Raw genomic sequence first — 19,960 nt, forward strand, 5'->3', positions numbered from 1 at the left:
AATGAGCGACCGCCCCGACGACGAGATCGAAGACAGCTCCGCGCCGCTGATCGAACACCTGGCCGAGCTGCGCACCCGGCTGATCCATTCCGTCGTCGCATTCTTCATCGCGATGGTGGCCTGTTTCTTCGTGGCAGAGCCGATGCTCAATTTCCTCGTGGAGCCGATCGCGGACATCCTGCGCGCCCGCGGTGAGAACCCGCAGCTCATCTTCACCGCGCCGCAGGAGAAGTTCTTCGTCCTGATCCGGATCTCGCTGATCTTCGGCCTGGCGCTCTCCTTTCCTTACATCGGCTACCAGATGTGGCGCTTCGTGGCCCCGGGCCTCTACCGCTCGGAAAAGAACGCCTTTCTGCCCTTCCTGGTCGCCTCGCCGCTGTTGTTCCTGGCCGGCGCCTCCTTCGCCCATTTCGTAGTGACGCCGCTGGCGATGAACTTCTTCATCGGATTCTCCGACGCCATCCCCGCGCTCGCGGCCATGCTGACCGGCGAGAGCCTCCCCGAGACGGTGGAGAACGAGGAGCTGCGCACGATCTTCCTCGGCTCGGTCCGGGAAAGCCTCGACCTGACGCTCAAGTTCATCCTCGCCTTCGGCATATGCTTCCAGCTTCCGGTGCTGCTGACGCTGATGGGCAAGGCCGGGCTGGTCTCGGTCGAGGGCCTGCGGAATGTGCGCAAATACGCCATCGTGGGCATCCTGACCCTGGCCGCGCTGGTCACGCCGCCCGATGTCATCACCCAGGTGATCCTCTTTGCCGTGGTCTACTCGCTCTACGAGATCTCGATCCTTCTCGTTGCGCGGGTCGAGCGCAGGCGCAATGAGGAATTGCGCAAGATGGGGCTGCTCGACGACGAGGAAGACACCGAGGCAGCGCCGGCGAGCAAGCCGGAGAAGGCCTGATGGATCTGAGCGTCGAGGAGCTGGACCGCATCGCGGCGGCGCTGGAGCGTATCGCCCCGGCCCCGGCAGCCGCGCCGGATTTCTCCTCCTCCGAAGCCTTCGTCTGGCACACGTCCCCCGACCACCTCGCACCCGTCGAGCGCGTGAACCGCGTGGATCTGGGCCTGCTGATCGGCATCGACCGCGCCCGCGACACGCTGCTGGAGAACACGCTCCAGTTCGCCCGCGGCCTGCCCGCCAACAACGCCCTTCTCTGGGGCGCGCGCGGTATGGGAAAATCGAGCCTGGTCAAGGCGGTGCACGCCGATGTTCGGGCGCAGGGCGAGGATCTCAAGATCGTCGAACTGCAGCGCGAGGACCTGCCCTCCCTGACCCGGCTGCTGGCGATCCTGCGGACGGCGCGGCAGCACCGCTTCCTGCTCTTCTGCGACGACCTAAGCTTCAGCCACGACGACCAGCACTACAAGTCGCTAAAGGCGGTGCTCGACGGCGGCATCGAAGGGCGGCCGGAGAACGTGCTGTTTTATGCCACCTCCAACCGCCGCCACCTGATGCCCCGGGACATGATCGAGAACGAGCGGTCCTCGGCGATCAACCCGTCTGAGGCGGTGGAGGAAAAGGTCTCGCTGAGCGACCGCTTTGGGCTCTGGCTCGGCTTCCACCCCTGCAGCCAGGACGAGTACTTGGCGATGATCGAGGGCTATTGCGCGGCCCATGGCGTCGAAATTGACGCCGGTACGCTGCGCGCCGAGGCGATCGAATGGCAGGCCACGCGCGGGGCCCGTTCGGGCCGGGTCGCCTGGCAATACTTCACCGATCTCGCGGGCCGGAGAGGCGTGCGGCTCGGCTGAAACGGCGACAGCCCGACCGCGACGGTCAGGCTGCGCCGCTTTCTCTCTATGCCGGAAAAACGAACGAAGGGCCGCCCGGCATGAAGCCGGGCTGCGCCCGTCAGTTCAAGTAAGGCGTCGGATCGACGGCTTCCACGCCTTCGCGCACCTCGAAGTGCAGGAACGGCGAGGAGGAGGCCCGCACCTTGGCGATCGGCTGACCGCGCGAGACGCTGTCGCCCTTCTTGACCGCGAGGTTGTCGACATTGGCATAGACCGTCAGCAGGCCGCCATCGTGGCGCAGCACGATGATCGGCACCTGGTCGGTGTCCTGGGTGATCGCGGCGACCACGCCCTTGTCGGCGGCCTTGACCGTCTCGCCCGAGGTGGCCGATATGTCGAGGCCGTCGTTCCTGCCCTTCTGGAAATCGCGGATAATGCTGCCCGAGACCGGCGCGGCCATCCGCGACGCCGATGCCGCGGTGGCCTCCTTGGCGAGGTTCGGCGAGGCCGGCGTGCCCGGCGCGGGCGTGTTTGGTTTGGTGGAGGCGGGCGGCGTCGTCTTCTCGTCGGGCAAGGGCGTCGCGGCGCTTGGCGGCGTCGGGGTCGGGCTGCCCTGCCCCGGCGCGGTGGTCGAACCGGCGGGCCGCGCGGTCGGCCGCTCCGTCACCACCGGGATCAGCAGGTACTGCCCGGTCCGGACTTCGAGGTCCGCTCCCAGTCCGTTCCACTCCGCCAGCGACTTGGCCGACACGCCGTAGAGACGGGCGATGGAATAGGCAGTCTCTCCAGAGGCCACCTGGTGACGCACCGGCTCCACGCCGGTCTGCGTCGTTGCGGTGCTGGCAGCCGGCGTGACGGTCCCGCCGGAGCGATCGATGGCGCTGCCCGCGAGGGTCTCGATATCCACCGAGTCGGCCGGCCGGATCGGCCCTGTCCCGACGGCCCCGGTCGCGGGCGATGGCTCGGCCACCCGGCGCGGCAGCGCGAGCACCTCGCCCTGGTTCAGCGGCGCGTTGACCGGAACCCCGTTGTAGCGCGCGAGTTCGTCGGCGCTGACCGTTCCAAGGCGGGTGGCCACGTCGGCCACCGTGTCGCCGCGGCGGGCCACCACGACCTGGTAGCTTGGATAGGAGATGACGCCCCTGTCGTCCGGCGTCGGCCGCTGGGCGGTCTGGGTCATGACGGCGTCGGAGGTGTCAAAGCCCCTACCGATGTCCCGCAGGTCGAGATCCATGTTGGTTGTGGAACATGCGCTCAAGGCCAGCGCACTGACACAGAGGCTCAGGATCGGCCGCATAGGCTTGCTCTCCTCGATCGCGGCGCCCTCTTTCCGGGGCGTCCGGGTCACTCCATTACGACATCGCGCCCACAGGACGCCACGATGCCCTCGAAAACTCATTCCCGCCCCAGCCCTTCAAGAAGCGGCACAAAACGCACCGGGCAGAGCTCGTCATAGTCATACCCGTCCTCCGTCCGTCGCACGCGAATGAGCGTCTGGACCGCGTCGGACTGGCCCACGGGCAATACCATGATACCGCCGATGCGCAACTGCGCCAAGAGCGGCCCGGGCGGATCCTCCGCGGCGGCGGTAACGATAATCTTGTCGAACGGCGCGTGGTCGGGCAAGCCATGGCTGCCATCGGCCAGAAAGGTAATGATGTTGGTCAGGTCGAGGGTCTCGAACACGGCCTCGGCCTGCTCGATCAGCCGCTTGAAGCGCTCCACCGTGTAGACCCGCCGCGCCAGCAGCGCCAGGATCGCCGCCTGGTAGCCCGAGCCGGTGCCCAGCTCCAGCACCTTGTCGCGCGGCGTCACCTCCAGCGCCTGGGTCATCAGGCCGACGATCGAGGGCTGGCTGATGGTCTGGCCGCAGGCGATCGGCAGCGGCGTGTCGTCATAGGCCCGGTCGGAAAAGAGCCCCTGCACGAAAAGACCGCGGTCGATCGTCTCCATCGCCGTGAGCACGCGCTTGTCGGTTACCCCCTTGGAGCGAAGGGCGAACAGCAGCCGCATCTTCTGTTCCGCGGTCCAGGTCATTCGAGCGCCGCCTTCAAGGCCTCGATCCGGTCATGCGCCGTCAGGTCGGCACGCATCGGCGTGACGGCAATATAGCCGTCGAGATTGGCCTGCACGTCCGTGCCGGGGCCTGTCTCCACGTCCTGCGGCCCGCCTCGCACCCATAGGAACCGCCGCCCCGATGGGGCCTTGGTCGGCTCGACGGTGAAGCGCACGCCGGGCCGCATCCCCTGGATGGCGACCCGCCTGCCCCGGACCTCGGCGGCGGGCACGGCGGGGAAGTTGACGTTGTAGAAGGTGCGGTAGCCGCCATTGCTGCCCCAGTCCCCGCGCTCCAGCAGGTCGCGCACCAACGCCGCGCCGTGCACCGCCGCCGCCTCGAACTGGTTCTCGAGGCCGACGTTGCCGGGCCCGTAGAATTGCGACAGGGCGATCGCCGGAAGCCCCTGCAGGGCGGCTTCCATGGCGCCGCCGATGGTTCCGGAATAGAGCGCGTTCTCGCCGGCGTTGTTGCCGCGGTTGACGCCGGACAACACCACGTCGGGCGGCGCGTCCTTCATGACATCGTGCAGTCCCGCCATCACGCAGTCGGCCGGGCTGCCCTCGGCCGCGTAGCGCCGCTCGCCCATCTTGGCGATCATCGTCGGGTGGGTGTAGCTGATGCAATGGCCGACGCCGGATTGCTCGAAGGCGGGGGCGACGGTCCAGACCTCGCCCTGCGGGCCGGCGACGGCCTCGGCAATCGCCTCGAGCACGCTCAGGCCGGCGGCGTTGATCCCGTCGTCATTGGTGATGAGAATGCGCATGCCCGGCCCCTTGTCTTCCTGCCCTGCTTAGCCCCGCCCCGACGGGGGAGCAAGCACCCCGGCGGCTCCGACAGGGAATCGCGGCACCGCAACCCTGGTCAGAGGGCCTCCCGACCGGCCATTCCGAGCCAGCCAGCCGCCTCCGGAGCGCGCGCGCGTCAGCGCGCGCCACGCCCAACCGGGCAAGACGCGCCAGCGTCGCACCCGGGCGGGAGCCCTCCCGCCCGCCGTCACCACATCAAGGATGTGTCTCCGCCGGTTGGGCCGGGCCGCGCGCAAGCGCGCGGGAGACAGCCCCGAAAGCCGGCGCCCTTCTATCTCAGTCCGCCGCGGCCTCGGCCAGCAGGCCCGCCAGTCGCGCCCCTTCATCCAAAACGTCGGAGAGCTTGCTGCGGTCCTCACCCGGGAAGAAGCGGCCGCGCAGCGCCGTCGGCACCGGCTCCGGCTTCAGGATCACGACTCGCGGCCCAGTCCGCTGCGTCTCCGCCTGCCAGGACCGCACCAGCGCCATCTGCGCCGCCTTGGTGGCCCCGTAATTGCCGAAGAATGCCTGCCCGGCCCGGTCGTCATCGAGGAACACCGCCCGCGCACCGGGCCGCGCCATCAGCAGCGGCGAGACATATTCGATCAGGCGCCGCACTGCATCCACGTTGACCGCTAGCGAGGCATCCCACCGCTTGGCGTCGATCATGTTCGTGGGCGTCAGCGCCGCAGCATGGATCGCCGTGTGCACCCACAGGTCGACCCCGCCCCAGCGGTCGTGGACCGAGCGGCAGAGGTGCTGCATCGCCCCATCGTCGGTGATGTCGAGCGGCGCCAGCGTCGCCTCGCCGCCCCTGGCCTTGATGCGGTCGTCAAGCTCCTCCAGCCCGCCCACGGTGCGGGCGACGGCGAGGACATGGTAGTCAGGCGCGAGCGCCTCGGCGATGGCGGCACCGAGGCCGCGGGAAGCGCCGGTCACGAGGGCAAGTCTTGTCATGCGCGCTGAGTGCACCTTTGCAGCCACCGAGGTCAAGCGATTGCCTTTCAGTCCGACGGCATTTCCAACTTCCGCGTCCCCGATCCCGATTTCAGGATCAGCTCCGAGGCGCCGATACCGACGATGGTCGCACCGCCGACCCGCTGGCCCGGCTGCACCCGCACGATCCGCCCGGACGACTGGCGCAGCAGTGCACGGCGATCGGTCTCGGTGCCGAATACACCGATCAGGGCCAGTTGGTTGAGGCTGATCTCGTTCTTTTGGGTCGCCGCCGAAGCAACCAGCGCATTGTCAGACATCTTCATCTCCTTGCGTCGCACTCCCACAGCCGGAACCGGCGGCGGATCACCCGGCCGCGCGGCAGAATCGGTGGCAATGCGAACGTGAATCACTGGGCCCGGTGGCGCCCTGTGGCGCCCGCCCCGGGCGAACGTCGGCGGGCTATCACCCCGGCGCGGAAGGGGGAAGTCACGCAAGCGTGTGATCGGCGCGCCTCGGCCGAATGCCGCGCACCGCATCCGGGGGCGCGCGCGGCCGGTCCCAAACGGGCGCAATCGTCACGGCCCGAGCATCTGGCGCCGCCGCCTGCGAGGTGCTTAACTCCGCCTCAAGGCGTGGCCGGCAGGGGCGCGCCCGGGAACGGCACGACACGCCTCTGGGAGACGATCCATACCCAACGACGCAAGCGGCGACGCAACCTTCGTGTTCTACCTGATCGGGCTGACCGCGATCCTGATGGCCTCGAGCAAGGTCCGCTACGACCTGATCGCGCTCTTCGTGCTGGTCACGCTCGCGCTCAGCGGCATCCTGACCCCGACCGAGGCGGTCTCGGGCTTCGGCGCCACGATCATCATCATGGTCGCGGGCCTCTTCGTGGTCGGCGAGATGCTCGACCGCACCGGCGTCGCCCGAACCGTGGGCGACATGATCCTCAAGCAGGGCAAGGGCGACGAGGTCCGCCTCATGATCCCGCTCTGCGTCGGCGCGGCGCTGCTCGGCTCGGTGATGTCCTCGACCGCCGTGGTGGCGATCTTCATCCCGATCGTGATGCGCATCGCCCGCGACACCGGGATCAACGCCGCCCGCCTGCTGATGCCGATGTCCTTCGGCGCCCTGCTCTCCGGCATGCTCACCCTGATCGGCACGCCGGGCAACCTCGCCGTCTCCGACGCCCTGCGCGACGCCACCGGCCAGCCGCTCGGCTTCTTCAGCTTCTCCGTGATCGGCCTGATCGTGCTCGCCGGAACGGTGCTCTTCTTCGCCCTTTTCGGCCGTCACCTGCTCGGGCCGCTTATGGCCGACGGCTCGGACCGCCCGCGCCGCGCCGACCGCTCCTTCGCCGAGCTCTACCACATCCACGGGCTGGACCGGGTCGAAGTGCTGCGCGTCGAGCAGGCCTTCACCGGCACCGCCGCCCGCGAGGTCGAACGCAACGCGCCCCGTATCCTCGCCCGCCGCCGCCGCGGCCCGCGCGGCAACCCGCACACGGCGCTCTACTCCCCCGGCATGGACTTCCAGCAGGGCGACCTGATCGTGGTCACCGGCTCCGACGCCCAGCTCGCCGCCTTCTCCGGCCTGCCGGGGATCGAACCGGTGCAATCCTTCTTCAACGACATGAATACCTGGATCGACACGCTCGGCATCCTCGAGGTGATGGTCCACCCCGAAGCCAAGATCCGCGGCCGCAGCATCACCGAGCTGGAGTTCCGCTCCCGCTACGGGCTTGAGGTGATCAACGTGCTGCGCGGCACCAAGCCGCTCCAGGAGATGGAGACCACGCCGCTCAAGGCCGGCGACCGTCTTCTCGTCACCGGCAAATGGACCCGGCTGGACGAGATCAACAGCACCGGCCGCGATTTCGTGATCATCGAGGAACCGGCCGAACGGGCGCAATCCGTGCCCAATTCCAACAAGCTTTGGATCGCAATGATCATCCTCTTCGCGATGATCGCGGTCTCCATCGGCGGCATGTCGATCACCATCGCGGTGATCCTCGCCGCCGTCGCCGCCGTGATGACCGGCACCATCTCGACCAACCAGGCCTACGGCTCGATCCGGCTCGAGACCCTGGTGCTGATCGCCGGGATGCTGCCGCTGGCGCAGGCGCTCGACAAGACCGGCGGCACCCAGATCATCGTCCAGAACCTGCTCTCCATGGCCGGCGAGGAAAGCCCTCGCGCGGTCATGTTCGCGCTGTTCTTCATGACCATGGCGCTGAGCTGGATCCTGTCGAACACCGCGACGCTGGTGCTGGTCGCCCCGATCGCGGTCAACGCGGCGCTGGAGATGGGCGTCTCGCCGATGCCCATGGCAATCGCGGTGCTGATCGCGGGCTCTGCGGGCTTCGCCTCGCCGGTCTCCAGCCCCGTCGTGACCCTGGTCGTCGGGCCCGGCAAGTACACCTTCGTCGATTTCCTGAAATGCGGCCTGCCGCTCACCCTGCTGGTGATGGCGACGACGCTCTTCGTAATCCCGCTGGTGTTTCCCTTCTGACCTTTGCCGGCGGCTCGCCACTGGCAAGAACCGCCCCCGCCCGGATGGCGGGAGCGGCACATGGAAAGGCCGTATCGGCGTGTCCTGCCTGAAGGCAGGTGTTAGCGCACGATGTAGGTGATGCGGCGGTCCGACGGCTCCACCAGCACCGGCAGGCCATTCACGTTGGCATAGCGCAGGTCGCTGTCCGGGATCTCGACCAGCGCGACCTCACCGGGCAGGCCGGCTCCCACCACGACCTCGCCATCCAGATAGACCGGCTCGACCGGGTGGTTGACCACATAGGTCTCGACATGGGCGCCCGGGTCGCTCGCGGCGCCGACGCCGGCCCCCGCGAGACCGCCCACCGCGGCCCCGAGCGGCCCGCCGACCACGGCACCGACCATGGCCCCGACCGTGCCGGAGGCAATCGCCGTCTCGGCGGTCGTATCCTCGACGCGGATCACCGGAACCGGCACGCTTTCGGGCACGGCGGTCAGCGCGGCGATCTCGTCACCGACATTGACCGAGAGATAGTCGCCATAGGCCCAGCCGGTCTAGCCGTCGAGCACGACCTCGCACCAGTTGGCTTCTTCCAGACAGCCGTTCACGGCCACGGGCTGTTGCGCGGGGATGACCGAAATCACCTCGGCCGCCGGCCCCGGCGCGGCGCGCAGATTGAGGTCCGTCGTGGCGGTCGCTGACGTCGAGGCCTGGGCGGCAGCGGTCGAAAGGGCAACAGCGGTCATGGATACCAGAAGGGTTTTCATGGGTCTTTCCTCTTTCATTCGAGCCCGTCGCCGCGGAAACGATCGCGTGCCGCCTCCGCGTCGGGCTTCGGGGAATGAACACCGCCGCCCGGCTCCAGTTCCCGACCGGGCGAACCCGGCCCGGCGGAACTCGGCAAAGCCTCGCCTGCCGGTCAGCAGGTTCCCTCCGAACCCGCGCTGGAAGAGGTTTGTCACACGAAAGCAACAGACTGGAGCGCCACCCTAAAGCGTTGCAGGACGCACCCGAACCGGCGAGTCCGGCAGCCCCAAGGGCGCGCGAAACCCGATGGTTACCTCGCCGCTGTGTTCCATGAAGGCATGGGCCAGACGCTCCGCCGGGGCACCGCCCCGGCCGCGTTTCACTCGGCCGCGGTCTTGAGCTGGAAGCCCCGTTCCAGCATGTCCGACGGCGCCACCGGGTACTCGCCGGAGAAGCAGGCGTCGCAATAGCGCGGGCACTTCGGGTCGCGCCCGTTCGCCTCGCCCACCGCGCGGTAGAGACCGTCGAGCGAGATGAACTTCAGGCTGTCGACCGCCAGGTGCTCGCGCATCTCGTCCTCGGACATCGTCGCCGCCAGCAGCTTTTCACGCTGCGGCGTGTCGACACCGTAGAAACAGGGCCAAGCGGTCGGCGGCGAGGCGATGCGGAAATGAACCTCCGCCGCGCCGGCATCCAGGATCATCTCCTTGATTTTGCGGCTGGTGGTGCCGCGCACCACGCTGTCGTCCACGAGGATCACCCGCTTGCCGGCGATCAGCGCGCGGTTCACGTTGAGCTTGAGCCGCACGCCCATGTTCCGGATCTGCTCGGTGGGCTCGATGAAGGTCCGGCCCATGTATTGGTTGCGCACGATCCCCATCGCATAGGGAATGCCGCTTTCCTGGCTGAAACCGATCGCCGCCGGGGTGCCGCTGTCGGGCACCGGGCAGACCAGGTCGGCGTCCACCGGAGCCTCGCGGGCCAGCTCCACGCCGATCTGGCGGCGCGTCTCGTAGACCGACCGGCCGCCGAGCGTGGAATCGGGGCGCGAGAAATAGACATGTTCGAAGATGCAGAACCGCGGCTCGCGGGCCTCGAACGGGCGATGGCTCTTGACCCCGGCATCGGCCGAGATCACCACCATTTCGCCCGGCTGGATCTCGCGCACGAACTCGGCGCCGATGATGTCGAGGGCGCAGGTCTCGGACGACAGCACCCAAGCGCCGCCAAGCCGGCCCAGAACCAGCGGCCGTACACCCAGCGGATCGCGCACGCCGATCAGCTTGCTCCGGGTCATGGCGACGATGGAGAACGCCCCCTCGACCCGGCGCAGCGCGTCTTTCATCCGCTCGGGGATGTCGCGCTGCAGCGAGCGGGCCATCAGGTGGATGATGCATTCGCTGTCGCTGTTGGACTGGAAGATCGAGCCGCGCTCGATCAGCTCGCGGCGCAGCGCCTCGGCGTTGGTGATGTTGCCGTTATGGGCAATCGCCGCCCCGCCCATCGAGAACTCGCCGAAGAAGGGCTGCACGTCGCGAATCTCGGTGCGGCCCTTGGAGCCGGCGGTGGAATAGCGCACATGCCCGATGCCGAGTTCGCCCGGCAGCGTTTCCATCAGCGTGGCGGAGGTGAAATTGTCCCGCACATAGCCGAAACGCCGGGCCGAGTGGAATCCCGTCCCCTCGTTGTGGGTAACAATGCCCCCGGCCTCCTGCCCACGGTGCTGCAGCGCGTGCAGGCCGAGGGCGACGAAGTTGGCCGCATCCGCGGCGCCGATGACACCGAAGACGCCGCATTCCTCGCGGAGCTTGTCGTCGTCGAACGGGTGGGCATAAAACGGCTGGGACGTTTCAAGCGCGGCAGGCATATGGCAGAGGGCTCCGAATCCGGGCTGTGAGCGGCGAGGCCTGTTTACGGTGTTGCACCCCGGGTGTCATCCCTTTGTCACGATGACGCGCCCCCGAGCGGCTACTGCCCGACGCCCTGCCTCGCAAAGTCCCACACCTGCGTGAAAAAGGGCGCCCGAAGGCGCCCGTTTCCGCGACCGTTTCGCAGCGCGCTCAGTTGGCGGGCGGAGTTTCCGGAGCGATCTGGCCCGCAGCTTCGGGTCCGCAGGAGCTCTCGATCAGCGATTCGAACTTGTCGGTCAGCCAGGCCAACGCGGTCTCCTGGTCGGCGATCTCGCCACTCACCCGCTGCTGCATCGAGGCGAAAACCTGCGCCGAGCGGCTCTGGTCGACGACCTCGACCCCCTCCTGGCCCACGGCGAAATCGTAGACGACCAGCGCGATCACCACGAGCAGCATCCCGCGCAGCACGCCGAACAGGAAGCCGAGGCCCTGGTCGATGGCATTGAGCGCCGAGCGTTGCACGATCGAGGAAAACAGCGGCGTGAACAGCGCAAAGACCACGAGCGCCAGCGCAAAGACGCCGGCAAAGGCCGCGATGGTCGAGGCCGTGCAATTGTCGAGGAAGTCGCGCAGCACGGGAATCTCGCTCACCAGCGGCTCCGCCTGCGGCGCAAAGATATAGGCCAATACGGCTGCGGCCACCCAGCCGGCGATCGCCAGCGCCTCGCGCACGAAGCCGCGCGAATAGGCGAGGATCGCCGAGAACACGATGATGACCGCGACGCCCGCGTCGACGATGGTGAAGCCTTCCATTCGCTTGCCTTCCTGCCCCGGACCCTTGGTATCCTGGCGCCTTCTACCCTGCGCCGAACATCTCACCGACAAATGCGGTCAGGTCTGCGACCGACCGCACGGAGACGCCTTCAGGGGCCGATCCTGTCGACCTTTCCGGAAGCGCCGCTTGCGAGAAACCAAGTTTCTGCGCCTCTTTCAACCTGTTTTCTGTCTGGCTGACCGGCCTTAATGCGCCACTGAGACTTATTTCCCCAAAGACGACCATGTCGGAGGGCAAAGCCACATCTTCCCGCGCCGAAAGCAGGGCCGCCGCAACCGCCAGGTCCGCCGCCGGCTCGCTGACCCGCATTCCGCCGGCCACGTTCAGGTAGACGTCGAGCCCCGCAAACGGGATGCCGCAGCGCGATTCCAGCACCGCCAGGATCATCGCCAGCCGCCCGCTGTCCCAACCGACGACCGTGCGCCGGGCCTGCGAATGCGGGCTCGGGGCGACCAGCGCCTGGAATTCCACCAGCACCGGCCGGGTGCCCTCGATGCCTGCGAACACCACCGCGCCCGGCGCGCGGGATTCGCGATCCGACAGGAACAGCGCCGAGGGGTTGGTGACCTCGCGCAATCCGGCCCCCGTCATCTCGAAGACGCCGATCTCGTCTGCCGGACCGAAGCGGTTCTTGACCGCGCGCAAGATCCGGAACTGGTGGCCGCGCTCGCCCTCGAAATAGAGCACCGTGTCGACCATGTGCTCGACCACCCGAGGGCCCGCGATCTGGCCCTCCTTGGTGACGTGGCCCACGAGGATCACCGCCGTGCCGCGCCGCTTGGCGAAGGTCACCAGCTCGTGGGCGGCCGAGCGCACCTGGCTGACCGAGCCGGGCGCGGCCTCCACGTTGTCGGCCCACATGGTCTGAATCGAATCGATGATGGCGAGGTCCGGGCGCTCCGCGTCGAGCGTTGTCAGGATATCACGCAGGTTGGTTTCGGCCGCCAGCCGCACAGGCGCCTTGTCGAGCCCCAGCCGCTGCGCCCGCATCCGGACCTGGGCACTCGCCTCCTCGCCCGAGACATAGACACAGGAGAGCCCGGCTTCGGCGAATTTCGCCGTTGCCTGCAGCAGCAGCGTCGACTTGCCGATCCCCGGATCGCCGCCCACCAGCAGCGCCGAGGCCGGCACCAGCCCGCCGCCGAGCACCCGGTCAAGCTCTTCCATGCCCGATCCTGTGCGCGCCGGCGGCGCCTCCTCTGTCGCGAGATCCATCAGCGTCACCGCCCGGCCCTTGGCACCGCCGAGCGTCTTCTTCGCCGGCCCGGTCGTCAGCGGCGCCTCTTCCTGGATGGAGTTCCACGCGCCGCAGGCGTCGCATCGCCCCGACCAGCGGGGATGGGCGGCGCCGCATTCGGCACAGACGAAGGACGGGGCTTTGGCCATGCCTCAGGGATGCCCTACTGCTCGGCCCGCGGCAAGCGGGCGCGGCGCTCGGTCAGGTAGCCGATCACCAGCGAGGCAACGATGCAGGCGGTAAACAGATACAGCCCCCACGCCGTCTCCACCCGCCCGAGCCCCATGCCCTTGGCGATCACGATGTAGAGCGCGATCAGGAACACGTCGGCCATTGCCAGTCGCCCCAGCACCTCCAGCGCCGGCAGCAGCCGCCGCCGCGCGATCCGGAAATGCACCAGCGCCAACCCGATCGTCTTCAGATAAGGCGCGAAAAGCGCGAAGAGCGTGACCAGGAGCGCCAGCGCCACGTCGCTTTGCCACAAGGCCTGCAGCCCCGAGATCACCGAGATCTCGCTCATCCCGAAGAGCGGCAGCAAGCCGGCCCGCATCAGCGGAGCGAACCAGGCGACCGGGTAGAGCAGGAGGAGGGAGAGATTGGCGTATTTCAGGGCGTTCATGGCTTTCGCCATATACGGGTTCAGGGTCTGATTGACAGCCCTGAAGCCATCGCCCCCGCGCATTTCCGGATCCTGCCCCGGCACTACAACGTCGCGTTGATCGCCCCGCCATCGAGCAGGATGTTCTGCCCGACGATGAAGCCGGCGTGCTGCGAACACAGGAAAGCGCACATGGCTCCGAACTCCTCGGCGGTGCCGTAACGACGAGCCGGAATACTCGCCTCGCGCTGCGCCCTCGCCTCTTCGAGCGTGATTCCGGTTTGCTTGGCCACCCCTGTATCGAGGCTCACCGCGCGATCGGTGGCGTGGATGCCCGGCAGCATGTTGTTGATCGTGACCCCGTGCTGGGCGACCTGGCGCGACGTGCCGGCGACATAGCCGGTCAGGCCGGCCCGTGCCGAATTGGACAGGCCCAGCACCGGGATCGGCGCCTTGACCGAGCCGGACGTGATATTGACAACCCTGCCCCATCCGGCTTCGATCATCCCCGGGAGCTGCGCCTTCATGAGCGCGATCGGCGCCAGCATGTTGGCGTCGAGCGCCTTGATGAAGTCCTCGCGGTCCCAATCTGACCACATGCCCGGCGGCGGCCCGCCGGCGTTGGTCACCAGAATGTCGACCTGGCCCGCCGCCTCGAGCACGGCTGCGCGCCCGTCGCTCCGCGCGACATCCGCAGCGACGGCCTTGACCGACACGCCATGCGCCGCGCGGATCGCCTCCGCCGTCTCCTCCAGCGCCTCGGCGCCCCTCGCATTCAGCACCAGGTCCACGCCCGCCGCCGCCAGCGCCTCGGCGCAGCCGCGCCCGAGCCCCTTCGACGAAGCCGTCACCAAAGCCCTTTTCCCCCTGATACCCAGATCCATGCCGCTCTCCCTTGAAATCTGTCCTGCGCATGCGGCCGGCCACGCCGGTTCCGCCCGCCGAAACCTGCCCTGTGGCCGCCGCCGCCGCAAGCCCGCCCGCACCGGCGCGGGAGAGCCGGGCCGATTGACGCCTTGCGGCCCCGGCGGTATCGCAGGACACGCCCCTCACTCCGGACAGCGCGCCGATGACACCGAGCCTTGATCCCGATTACGCCTGCCACGTCCTTCCCGGCGCGTCCTTCCGGGTCATCGCCGGAGCAAACCTCGGCGATACGCTGCTGGGAACCGAGGACCTCTGCCCCGGCGACGTCTACCGCCTCGACACCGATGCGCAGGCCCTTCAACTCGCCATCTCGGACCGGCAGAGCGCCGGCGGGCGGGTTCTTTCCAGCGACATCGACGGCCAGCGTGTCGCGTCCGGCACCGAGGTCGCGCGGCCCGGCGCCGCGCTCCGGCTGGCGGCGCGGCTGACCTTTCTGGGCCGCGAAGGCCACAAGGTCGACCTGCTGCTGATCGAACTGACCGACGGCGCCGGCACAGACTGGGTCGCCCTGCCACTCGATCCGGTGGAACCGGGCCAGGGCCACACGCTGATCGGCGTCGACACCGCCCCCGCCCCGGTGCGTCTCGCCGACATCACCGCTGTCGCCTTTGGCCAGGGCACCCGGATCACTCTAGCGGACGGCCGGCAGGCCGCGGTGGAAACGCTCCGACCCGGCGACCGGCTGCTGACCCGCGATCACGGCCCCCAGCCCCTGCGCAGCGTCCTGCGGCGCACCGTGCGCACGGTCGGCCCGCATGCCCCGGTCGTGATCCCCGCCGGCACGCTCGGCAACGCGGGCGACCTGATCCTCGGCCAGCAGCAGCGGATCTTCGTCTACCAGCGCGGCGAGGACCGGCTGACGGAAACGGCGGAAATGCTGGTCAAGGCGCATTACCTCGTCGATGGCGAACGGATCTTCCTGCGGCCCGGCGGGTTCGGCGATTTCTTCGCACTGGTGCTGGACCGGCACGAGGTGATCTATGCCGAATGCATCCCGGTCGAGAGCCTCGAGATCAGCAACCGCAGCCTCGCCGCCTTGCCCGAGGATATCGCGCGCGAGGTCGGCGACGAACTGCCGGGGCTCGACCACCGCCCTCATGTCGGCACCGAGGCCAACCGCCGCGCGGCGGAACTGGCGCGCGAGAGACTGCTTCGCGAACGGCAAAACCGGCGGTGAACAAGCTTAACTTCAATAGGTTACGACGACCTCTTCGGGTGGCGTGTCAACCCGTGGTGAGTGACTGGATAACCGGATCCCACTGCGCGCGCATCGGCCGGTACGCCGCCTGCGGCTTGTCGAAGATCGAGAGCCCCTCCTCGGCCAGATCGCCATAGGCCACCCGCTCCGAGATTCGCGCCAGGGGCACCTGTCCGAGCTTTTTGAAGAACCGGTCGAGCTGATCGTTGGCGCGCCCGCGGCTCCGGACCCGGTTCGCCAGCAACTCGATCCGCACCTTGCCCTTGCGGACCCGCTTGATGTCCTGAAGATCGCGCAGGAACCGCTTTGTGCTGTCGGCGTCGAAGAACGAGGGCATCACCGGGCATATCACCGCCTTGGCTTCCGCGACCAGTTGCTCGCTGCCCTCGTCGCGCAATGCGCCCGGCGCGTCGATCACGACCCAGTCGAGTCCCTTCGGCGCCTCGCCGAGGGCCCGCGACGAGGTCCAGTCGAGATGGGTGATCTCCGTGGCGTCCTTTGGACGGCGCCTCAGCCAACGCGTAGTGGATTTCTGCAGGTCGGCATCGGCCAGCGCCACCTTCCAGCCTCCGTCCGCCAGAGCGGTCGCGAGCGTGATAGCGGCGGTCGTCTTGCCGCATCCGCCCTTTCGGTTGGCTATCAGGATGGCCTTCACTTGCTCGTCCTCCGGTACGGGGTGTCGTTCGTTTGCGGGAGTTCTCCCTACTTCCTGCACGCGCCGACATCTGACCGGCCACACGGCAGCTCCGAGGGCTGCAGGGGCACGTTTATACGAATTGACCGGGGGAACAACCGAAGGCCATGGAAAACGGGTCATTTGACCGGTTCGGGGGAGCAGACCCTATAACCCGGGTGTGAGATCCATCAACGCAAGAGGGGATTGGCCGGCTTTCAACCTGCGTTGGATGGTCGGACCGCAAAACCGGCGGCATTTGGGAACCGCGACGGCACCCCTGCCGGACGCCGAACAGACCCAGCGAAAACAGGATCGACACCATGTTGAAACAGACCGCCGCCCTCGCCCTATCCGCAGTTCTTCTGCTTCCAGTGGCCGCCGTAGCCTCCTCCGAGGTTGCGCTCTCCGACGAGATGCAGACCAGGATCACCACCATGCTGACCGAACAGGGCTACGAGGTGGGCAAGATCAAGATCGAGGACGGAATGTACGAGGCCTATGCCAAGAAAGACGGCCAGAAGCTCGAGATCTTTCTGAACGGCGATCTGGAAATCGTGAAGATCGAAAACGACTGATCGCCGACAGGGGGCGGCGTCCCCGGGCCGCCCCCGCCCTTTCCCACCGACAAATCACAGGTCAATCTCCATGACACGCCTAAAGATCTGGGACCCTTTCATCCGAATCTTTCACTGGTCGCTCGTGGTCCTGTTTGCCGCCAATGCTCTGGTCGTCGACGATGACGGGAAGCTGCATCAATGGATCGGATATGCCATTCTGGCATTGCTTGGCCTGCGCATCCTTTGGGGCGTCGCGGGCTCCGGGTATGCACGGTTCTCCAGCTTCCCACCCAGCCTCTCCGCCGCGATCGGCCAGCTTACCGACATCGCATTGCACAGAACGCCCCTGCACAGGGGACATACCCCGCTGGGCGCCTGGATGATCTACAACCTGATCCTGACGTTGCTGGTGATCTGCGTCTCGGGCTACCTGATGACCACGGACATGTTCTGGGGCGTGGAATGGCCCGAAAGCCTTCACGAGGCAGCGGTGTCCTGGGCCGAACTTTCGGTGCTTCTGCACATCGCAGCAGTGCTGTTCGAAAGCTGGCGGACGCGGATCAACCTTCCGTCGGCGATGATCACCGGATACAAGAAAATTCCGTCAGACATCGATTGAGCCCCCGTGACACGCGGACCGACCAACAGCCAACGAATGCCGTACCTGATGCTGGCATTGATCGCGACGCAGGTCTTCTGCGCCGCCTTCTTCGTGAGCGATGTCATCTCGGATCTGTCCACCCGCGAAACCGGCGGCGATCCGTCATGGCATCTGGGTGTAGAGGCGCTCGCCGCTTTCACGCTGTGCCTCGCAATACTGCTGGAGGCGCGCTACATCGGCTGGTTGCTGCGACGAAAGGCACACCTGGAGCGGAGCGCCTCGCTGGCCTCGGCTGCCATGCATGACGTGATCGAGGCGCATTTCGACGCCTGGAGGCTTACGCCCGCGGAGCGCGACGTCGCCATGCTGACCGTGAAGGGGCTGAGCAATATCGAGATCGCCGAGGTCCGCGGAAGTGCCGAGGGCACGATCAAGTCGCAGCTCAATGCGGTCTACCGCAAGTCCGGCACGACCGGGCGCGGCGAACTGTTGAGCCTGATCATCGACGGGATGATGGGGTGAAACGGTTCCAGGGCCCGGTGGCCATCGGCCGGGGTCCGGAACGACAAAGGGCAGGCGCGGATGCCTGCCCTTCAGTTGCGTGCGGTGGTCTTTCGTCCCTGCGGCGCGGGGATCGCGCCGGATACAGCGGGCATTCGGCTCACGCGCCGTAGACGGCGTTGCGGGCGATCGTGTGGGCGTTGTCACGGTCGATGCAGAGGTCGCGGGCCATCGTGTTGGACATCGTGCGCAGCTCGCGGAGGGTGCGGGCGTAGCGGGCGCGTTTGCCGAGCATCGTGCGGAAATTCTGGAACAGGGTCATCGTTGTCTCCTTGCGTCCTGATCTGTGTTTCGTCGCTTTCGACACCCCCGATATGCGCCTCTTGTTAGCGCTAAACAACGGACAGTTCAGAGACCCCGCCATGCGAATTCTGCAAGAATTGCAAGGGGGGAAGAGCCCTATGCGCAGGGTGCATGCAGGGCCTCGCGCGCTCTGCCGAAATCGTCGGAACGGCGGCGCGCCGGGTGGCCGCATCCGCCCTGGCGAAAAGGGCCGCCCGGATCGGGCGGCCCTCCCGCGATGCGGTGCCGGATGGCAATCAGACGTAGATCCCCAGATCCGCGAGATCGAGCGCGATCACGTAGGAATGGGACGCGCCGCCGAAATCGAGGTCCTCGCCATCACAGGCGCCCCAGGCGCTCGCCGTGACGAGCTCGAGTCCGCCGTCCCCATCGGGCTGCCAGGTCTCGACGTCGGTATGGACCGCGACGGCGATGATGCCATCGTCATCCGTATCGGCCGCGGCCAGCTCGCTCAGCGTGAAGTCGAACACGAGGTCGTCCGTGGCCTGCGCTTCCTTGAAGTCGAACTTGCCGACCTTCGGGTTGCCACCCTTGTTGACCGGGAAGCCGCTGACGTCACCGGTCGCGGTGTCGATATCGCCGAGGTGCAGCTTGGCCTCCGCGATGGTCCAGCCGTCCTGCCCGGTGACCGCGATCCGCAGCCCATCCGGCGTGTTGGAGAAGGTCACGTCGCCCGCGTCACCGACGAAGTCCTTGTCCCGGAACAGGTCGCAGACCACGTCGTCGGACACGTCGAACACCGCCAGCCCGCCCTGGTCACCATCGAACTGCGCCGTGACATAGGCGAAGCCGTTCTCGACCTGGACCCATCCACCGCGCGATGGGAGGAAGGCGTCCGGGAAGGCGAACTCGGTGTCGACGTTGGGATCGATCACCAGTTGCGGATCTGCCGGGTTGGTCAGGTCATAGACGTAAAGACCCGTGCAGGAGGCCATGTAGAGTTGATCTCCCACGATATCGAGACCCGGGCCACCTCCACCACCCGGAAGGCCGTAGCTTCCGGCATCCGGAATGCTGTCGAAGTCGGCGATCACAGGGTTTGCCCCGTCACTGACGTCGACCGTCAACAGCCCGCCCACGATGTTTGCCGGCGGGTAGGCTCCCCTCGCCCAGTAGGCATAGTCGCCAGAGACCTCGATCACTCCCTGCCAGTCACCATAGACGTTGGTCGGCGTGAGAAGCGACGAGACTCCAACCGGTGCCGTGGGGTCGGAGACATCGACGATCTCGAGGAACGCTCCGACATAGTTCTGGACGATCCCCACATACATGAGGTCGCCCACCACATCGACGCTGCTGCCGTGGACCACCTGTTTCGGGTTTGTGTAGTCCCCGTCACCATAGCCGGCATAGCTTGCGACCGGTCCACTCGGGAAGGTGCCGAGATCATAGACCTGCACCTCAGGCGCGGTACCGTATTGGTACCCATAGGTCACAAAGCCGAACACGCCGTCATCGGTGTCGAAGCTGCCAGCATAGGAGCCATCCTTGCTGGCACCCACGAAGGTCGGGTTCAGCGGGTCGCTGATGTCGACCTTCACAAGTCCGAAGGCGTCATAGGAGATATAGAGATCGTCTCCGAGCACATCGACGTCCACGATCTCGTTGTTGTAGCCCGCCGGATACCGGAATGTCGCCACCACGGTCGGAGCCGTGGGGTCACTTAGGTCGAAGATGTGGAGCACACCTCTCAAGTCACCGACGAATGCGTATCCGTCCGAGAGTGCAATCGGGCTTGGATAACCCGGTGCCACCGGGGTCCAGCCAATCAGTCCGAAGCTTGTCATGATTTCCCCTCCTGTTTTTGCTCCGTCGCTCCACGGCCGAATGGGCCGAAGATCGGGATCCGACACCAGGAGG

Annotated in this window: 22 protein-coding genes; 7 read left to right on the forward strand and 15 right to left on the reverse strand. The window is 67.1% G+C overall.

The window, feature by feature from the left end:
- Position 1 precedes the first annotated feature (1 nt).
- Both tatC and ACFQ2S_RS02355 read left to right on the forward strand, forming a co-directional pair.
- A complete protein-coding gene (tatC, locus tag ACFQ2S_RS02350; protein ID WP_386072386.1) occupies positions 2-901 on the forward strand; it encodes a twin-arginine translocase subunit TatC in 900 nt (299 codons plus the stop codon).
- Positions 901-1,752 (forward strand): ATP-binding protein, encoded by an 852-nt coding sequence (locus ACFQ2S_RS02355; protein ID WP_386072388.1) that lies wholly within the window; start codon positions 901-903, stop codon positions 1,750-1,752. Before tatC ends, ACFQ2S_RS02355 begins: the two co-directional genes overlap by 1 nt.
- Before the next feature lie 100 nt (positions 1,753-1,852).
- Here the strand turns inward: ACFQ2S_RS02355 and ACFQ2S_RS02360 are convergent, their stop codons facing one another.
- The 5 genes from ACFQ2S_RS02360 to ACFQ2S_RS02380 form a co-directional block, all read right to left on the reverse strand.
- Positions 1,853-3,031, reverse strand: coding sequence for a peptidoglycan DD-metalloendopeptidase family protein (locus ACFQ2S_RS02360; protein WP_386072390.1), 1,179 nt, complete (start codon positions 3,029-3,031; stop codon positions 1,853-1,855).
- Positions 3,032-3,129: 98 nt separating this feature from the next.
- Positions 3,130-3,771, reverse strand: a complete 642-nt coding sequence (locus ACFQ2S_RS02365; protein ID WP_386072392.1) for a protein-L-isoaspartate(D-aspartate) O-methyltransferase — start codon at positions 3,769-3,771, stop codon at positions 3,130-3,132.
- The gene (gene surE / locus ACFQ2S_RS02370) at positions 3,768-4,556 is read right to left on the reverse strand and encodes a 5'/3'-nucleotidase SurE (protein WP_089233029.1); all 789 of its coding nucleotides are present in this window, start codon (positions 4,554-4,556) and stop codon (positions 3,768-3,770) included. The genes ACFQ2S_RS02365 and surE overlap by 4 nt, the downstream gene beginning before the upstream one ends.
- A gap of 319 nt (positions 4,557-4,875) precedes the next feature.
- Positions 4,876-5,535, reverse strand: a complete 660-nt coding sequence (locus tag ACFQ2S_RS02375) for an SDR family NAD(P)-dependent oxidoreductase (protein WP_386072394.1) — start codon at positions 5,533-5,535, stop codon at positions 4,876-4,878.
- A 47-nt stretch (positions 5,536-5,582) separates the two neighbouring features.
- Complete coding sequence (locus tag ACFQ2S_RS02380; protein ID WP_386072396.1) at positions 5,583-5,834, reverse strand: hypothetical protein; 252 nt, start codon at positions 5,832-5,834, stop codon at positions 5,583-5,585.
- A 403-nt stretch (positions 5,835-6,237) separates the two neighbouring features.
- Here ACFQ2S_RS02380 and ACFQ2S_RS02385 point away from each other — a divergent pair, with 403 nt between their 5' ends.
- Positions 6,238-8,028 (forward strand): SLC13 family permease, encoded by a 1,791-nt coding sequence (locus ACFQ2S_RS02385; protein ID WP_386072398.1) that lies wholly within the window; start codon positions 6,238-6,240, stop codon positions 8,026-8,028.
- A 101-nt stretch (positions 8,029-8,129) separates the two neighbouring features.
- Here ACFQ2S_RS02385 and ACFQ2S_RS02390 read toward each other — a convergent pair whose 3' ends face one another.
- The 7 genes from ACFQ2S_RS02390 to ACFQ2S_RS02420 all read right to left on the reverse strand — a co-directional run bounded on the left by ACFQ2S_RS02390 (position 8,130) and on the right by ACFQ2S_RS02420 (position 14,161).
- Positions 8,130-8,498 carry a DUF1236 domain-containing protein gene (locus tag ACFQ2S_RS02390; protein WP_386072400.1) on the reverse strand — a complete coding sequence of 123 codons (369 nt, stop codon included), beginning with the start codon at positions 8,496-8,498 and terminating at the stop codon, positions 8,130-8,132.
- A gap of 66 nt (positions 8,499-8,564) precedes the next feature.
- Positions 8,565-8,777: an SH3 domain-containing protein gene (locus tag ACFQ2S_RS02395; protein WP_386072402.1), complete on the reverse strand. Its 213-nt coding sequence runs from the start codon at positions 8,775-8,777 to the stop codon at positions 8,565-8,567.
- A gap of 359 nt (positions 8,778-9,136) precedes the next feature.
- Complete coding sequence (gene purF / locus ACFQ2S_RS02400; RefSeq protein ID WP_386072403.1) at positions 9,137-10,624, reverse strand: amidophosphoribosyltransferase; 1,488 nt, start codon at positions 10,622-10,624, stop codon at positions 9,137-9,139.
- 193 nt (positions 10,625-10,817) lie between these two features.
- Positions 10,818-11,420 carry a CvpA family protein gene (locus tag ACFQ2S_RS02405; RefSeq protein WP_386072406.1) on the reverse strand — a complete coding sequence of 201 codons (603 nt, stop codon included), beginning with the start codon at positions 11,418-11,420 and terminating at the stop codon, positions 10,818-10,820.
- Between the two features lie 43 nt (positions 11,421-11,463).
- Positions 11,464-12,828: a DNA repair protein RadA gene (gene radA, locus ACFQ2S_RS02410; protein ID WP_386072408.1), complete on the reverse strand. Its 1,365-nt coding sequence runs from the start codon at positions 12,826-12,828 to the stop codon at positions 11,464-11,466.
- A 14-nt stretch (positions 12,829-12,842) separates the two neighbouring features.
- A complete protein-coding gene (locus tag ACFQ2S_RS02415) occupies positions 12,843-13,298 on the reverse strand; it encodes a paraquat-inducible protein A (protein ID WP_386072411.1) in 456 nt (151 codons plus the stop codon).
- An 83-nt stretch (positions 13,299-13,381) separates the two neighbouring features.
- Positions 13,382-14,161: an SDR family oxidoreductase gene (locus ACFQ2S_RS02420; RefSeq protein ID WP_386072413.1), complete on the reverse strand. Its 780-nt coding sequence runs from the start codon at positions 14,159-14,161 to the stop codon at positions 13,382-13,384.
- Positions 14,162-14,346: 185 nt separating this feature from the next.
- On the opposite strand from ACFQ2S_RS02420, the gene ACFQ2S_RS02425 reads away from it, so the two are divergent.
- Positions 14,347-15,381: a Hint domain-containing protein gene (locus ACFQ2S_RS02425; protein ID WP_386072414.1), complete on the forward strand. Its 1,035-nt coding sequence runs from the start codon at positions 14,347-14,349 to the stop codon at positions 15,379-15,381.
- Positions 15,382-15,427: 46 nt separating this feature from the next.
- Here the strand turns inward: ACFQ2S_RS02425 and ACFQ2S_RS02430 are convergent, their stop codons facing one another.
- The gene (locus tag ACFQ2S_RS02430; protein ID WP_386072416.1) at positions 15,428-16,057 is read right to left on the reverse strand and encodes a ParA family protein; all 630 of its coding nucleotides are present in this window, start codon (positions 16,055-16,057) and stop codon (positions 15,428-15,430) included.
- Between the two features lie 341 nt (positions 16,058-16,398).
- Between ACFQ2S_RS02430 and ACFQ2S_RS02435 the strand changes: the two genes are divergently transcribed.
- The 3 genes from ACFQ2S_RS02435 (at position 16,399) to ACFQ2S_RS02445 (ending at position 17,758) form a co-directional block, all read left to right on the forward strand.
- Positions 16,399-16,653 carry a PepSY domain-containing protein gene (locus ACFQ2S_RS02435; RefSeq protein WP_386072417.1) on the forward strand — a complete coding sequence of 85 codons (255 nt, stop codon included), beginning with the start codon at positions 16,399-16,401 and terminating at the stop codon, positions 16,651-16,653.
- A 70-nt stretch (positions 16,654-16,723) separates the two neighbouring features.
- A complete protein-coding gene (locus ACFQ2S_RS02440) occupies positions 16,724-17,254 on the forward strand; it encodes a cytochrome b/b6 domain-containing protein (RefSeq protein ID WP_386072419.1) in 531 nt (176 codons plus the stop codon).
- 36 nt (positions 17,255-17,290) lie between these two features.
- Positions 17,291-17,758, forward strand: coding sequence for a helix-turn-helix transcriptional regulator (locus tag ACFQ2S_RS02445; RefSeq protein ID WP_386072421.1), 468 nt, complete (start codon positions 17,291-17,293; stop codon positions 17,756-17,758).
- 139 nt (positions 17,759-17,897) lie between these two features.
- Here ACFQ2S_RS02445 and ACFQ2S_RS02450 read toward each other — a convergent pair whose 3' ends face one another.
- Positions 17,898-18,059: a hypothetical protein gene (locus tag ACFQ2S_RS02450; RefSeq protein ID WP_386072424.1), complete on the reverse strand. Its 162-nt coding sequence runs from the start codon at positions 18,057-18,059 to the stop codon at positions 17,898-17,900.
- A gap of 277 nt (positions 18,060-18,336) precedes the next feature.
- Positions 18,337-19,887, reverse strand: a complete 1,551-nt coding sequence (locus tag ACFQ2S_RS02455) for an LVIVD repeat-containing protein (protein WP_386072426.1) — start codon at positions 19,885-19,887, stop codon at positions 18,337-18,339.
- Between the last annotated feature and the right edge of the window lie 73 nt (positions 19,888-19,960).

The sequence above is a fragment of the Tropicimonas aquimaris genome, from assembly GCF_042676185.1.
GTDB lineage: Bacteria > Pseudomonadota > Alphaproteobacteria > Rhodobacterales > Rhodobacteraceae > Tropicimonas > Tropicimonas aquimaris.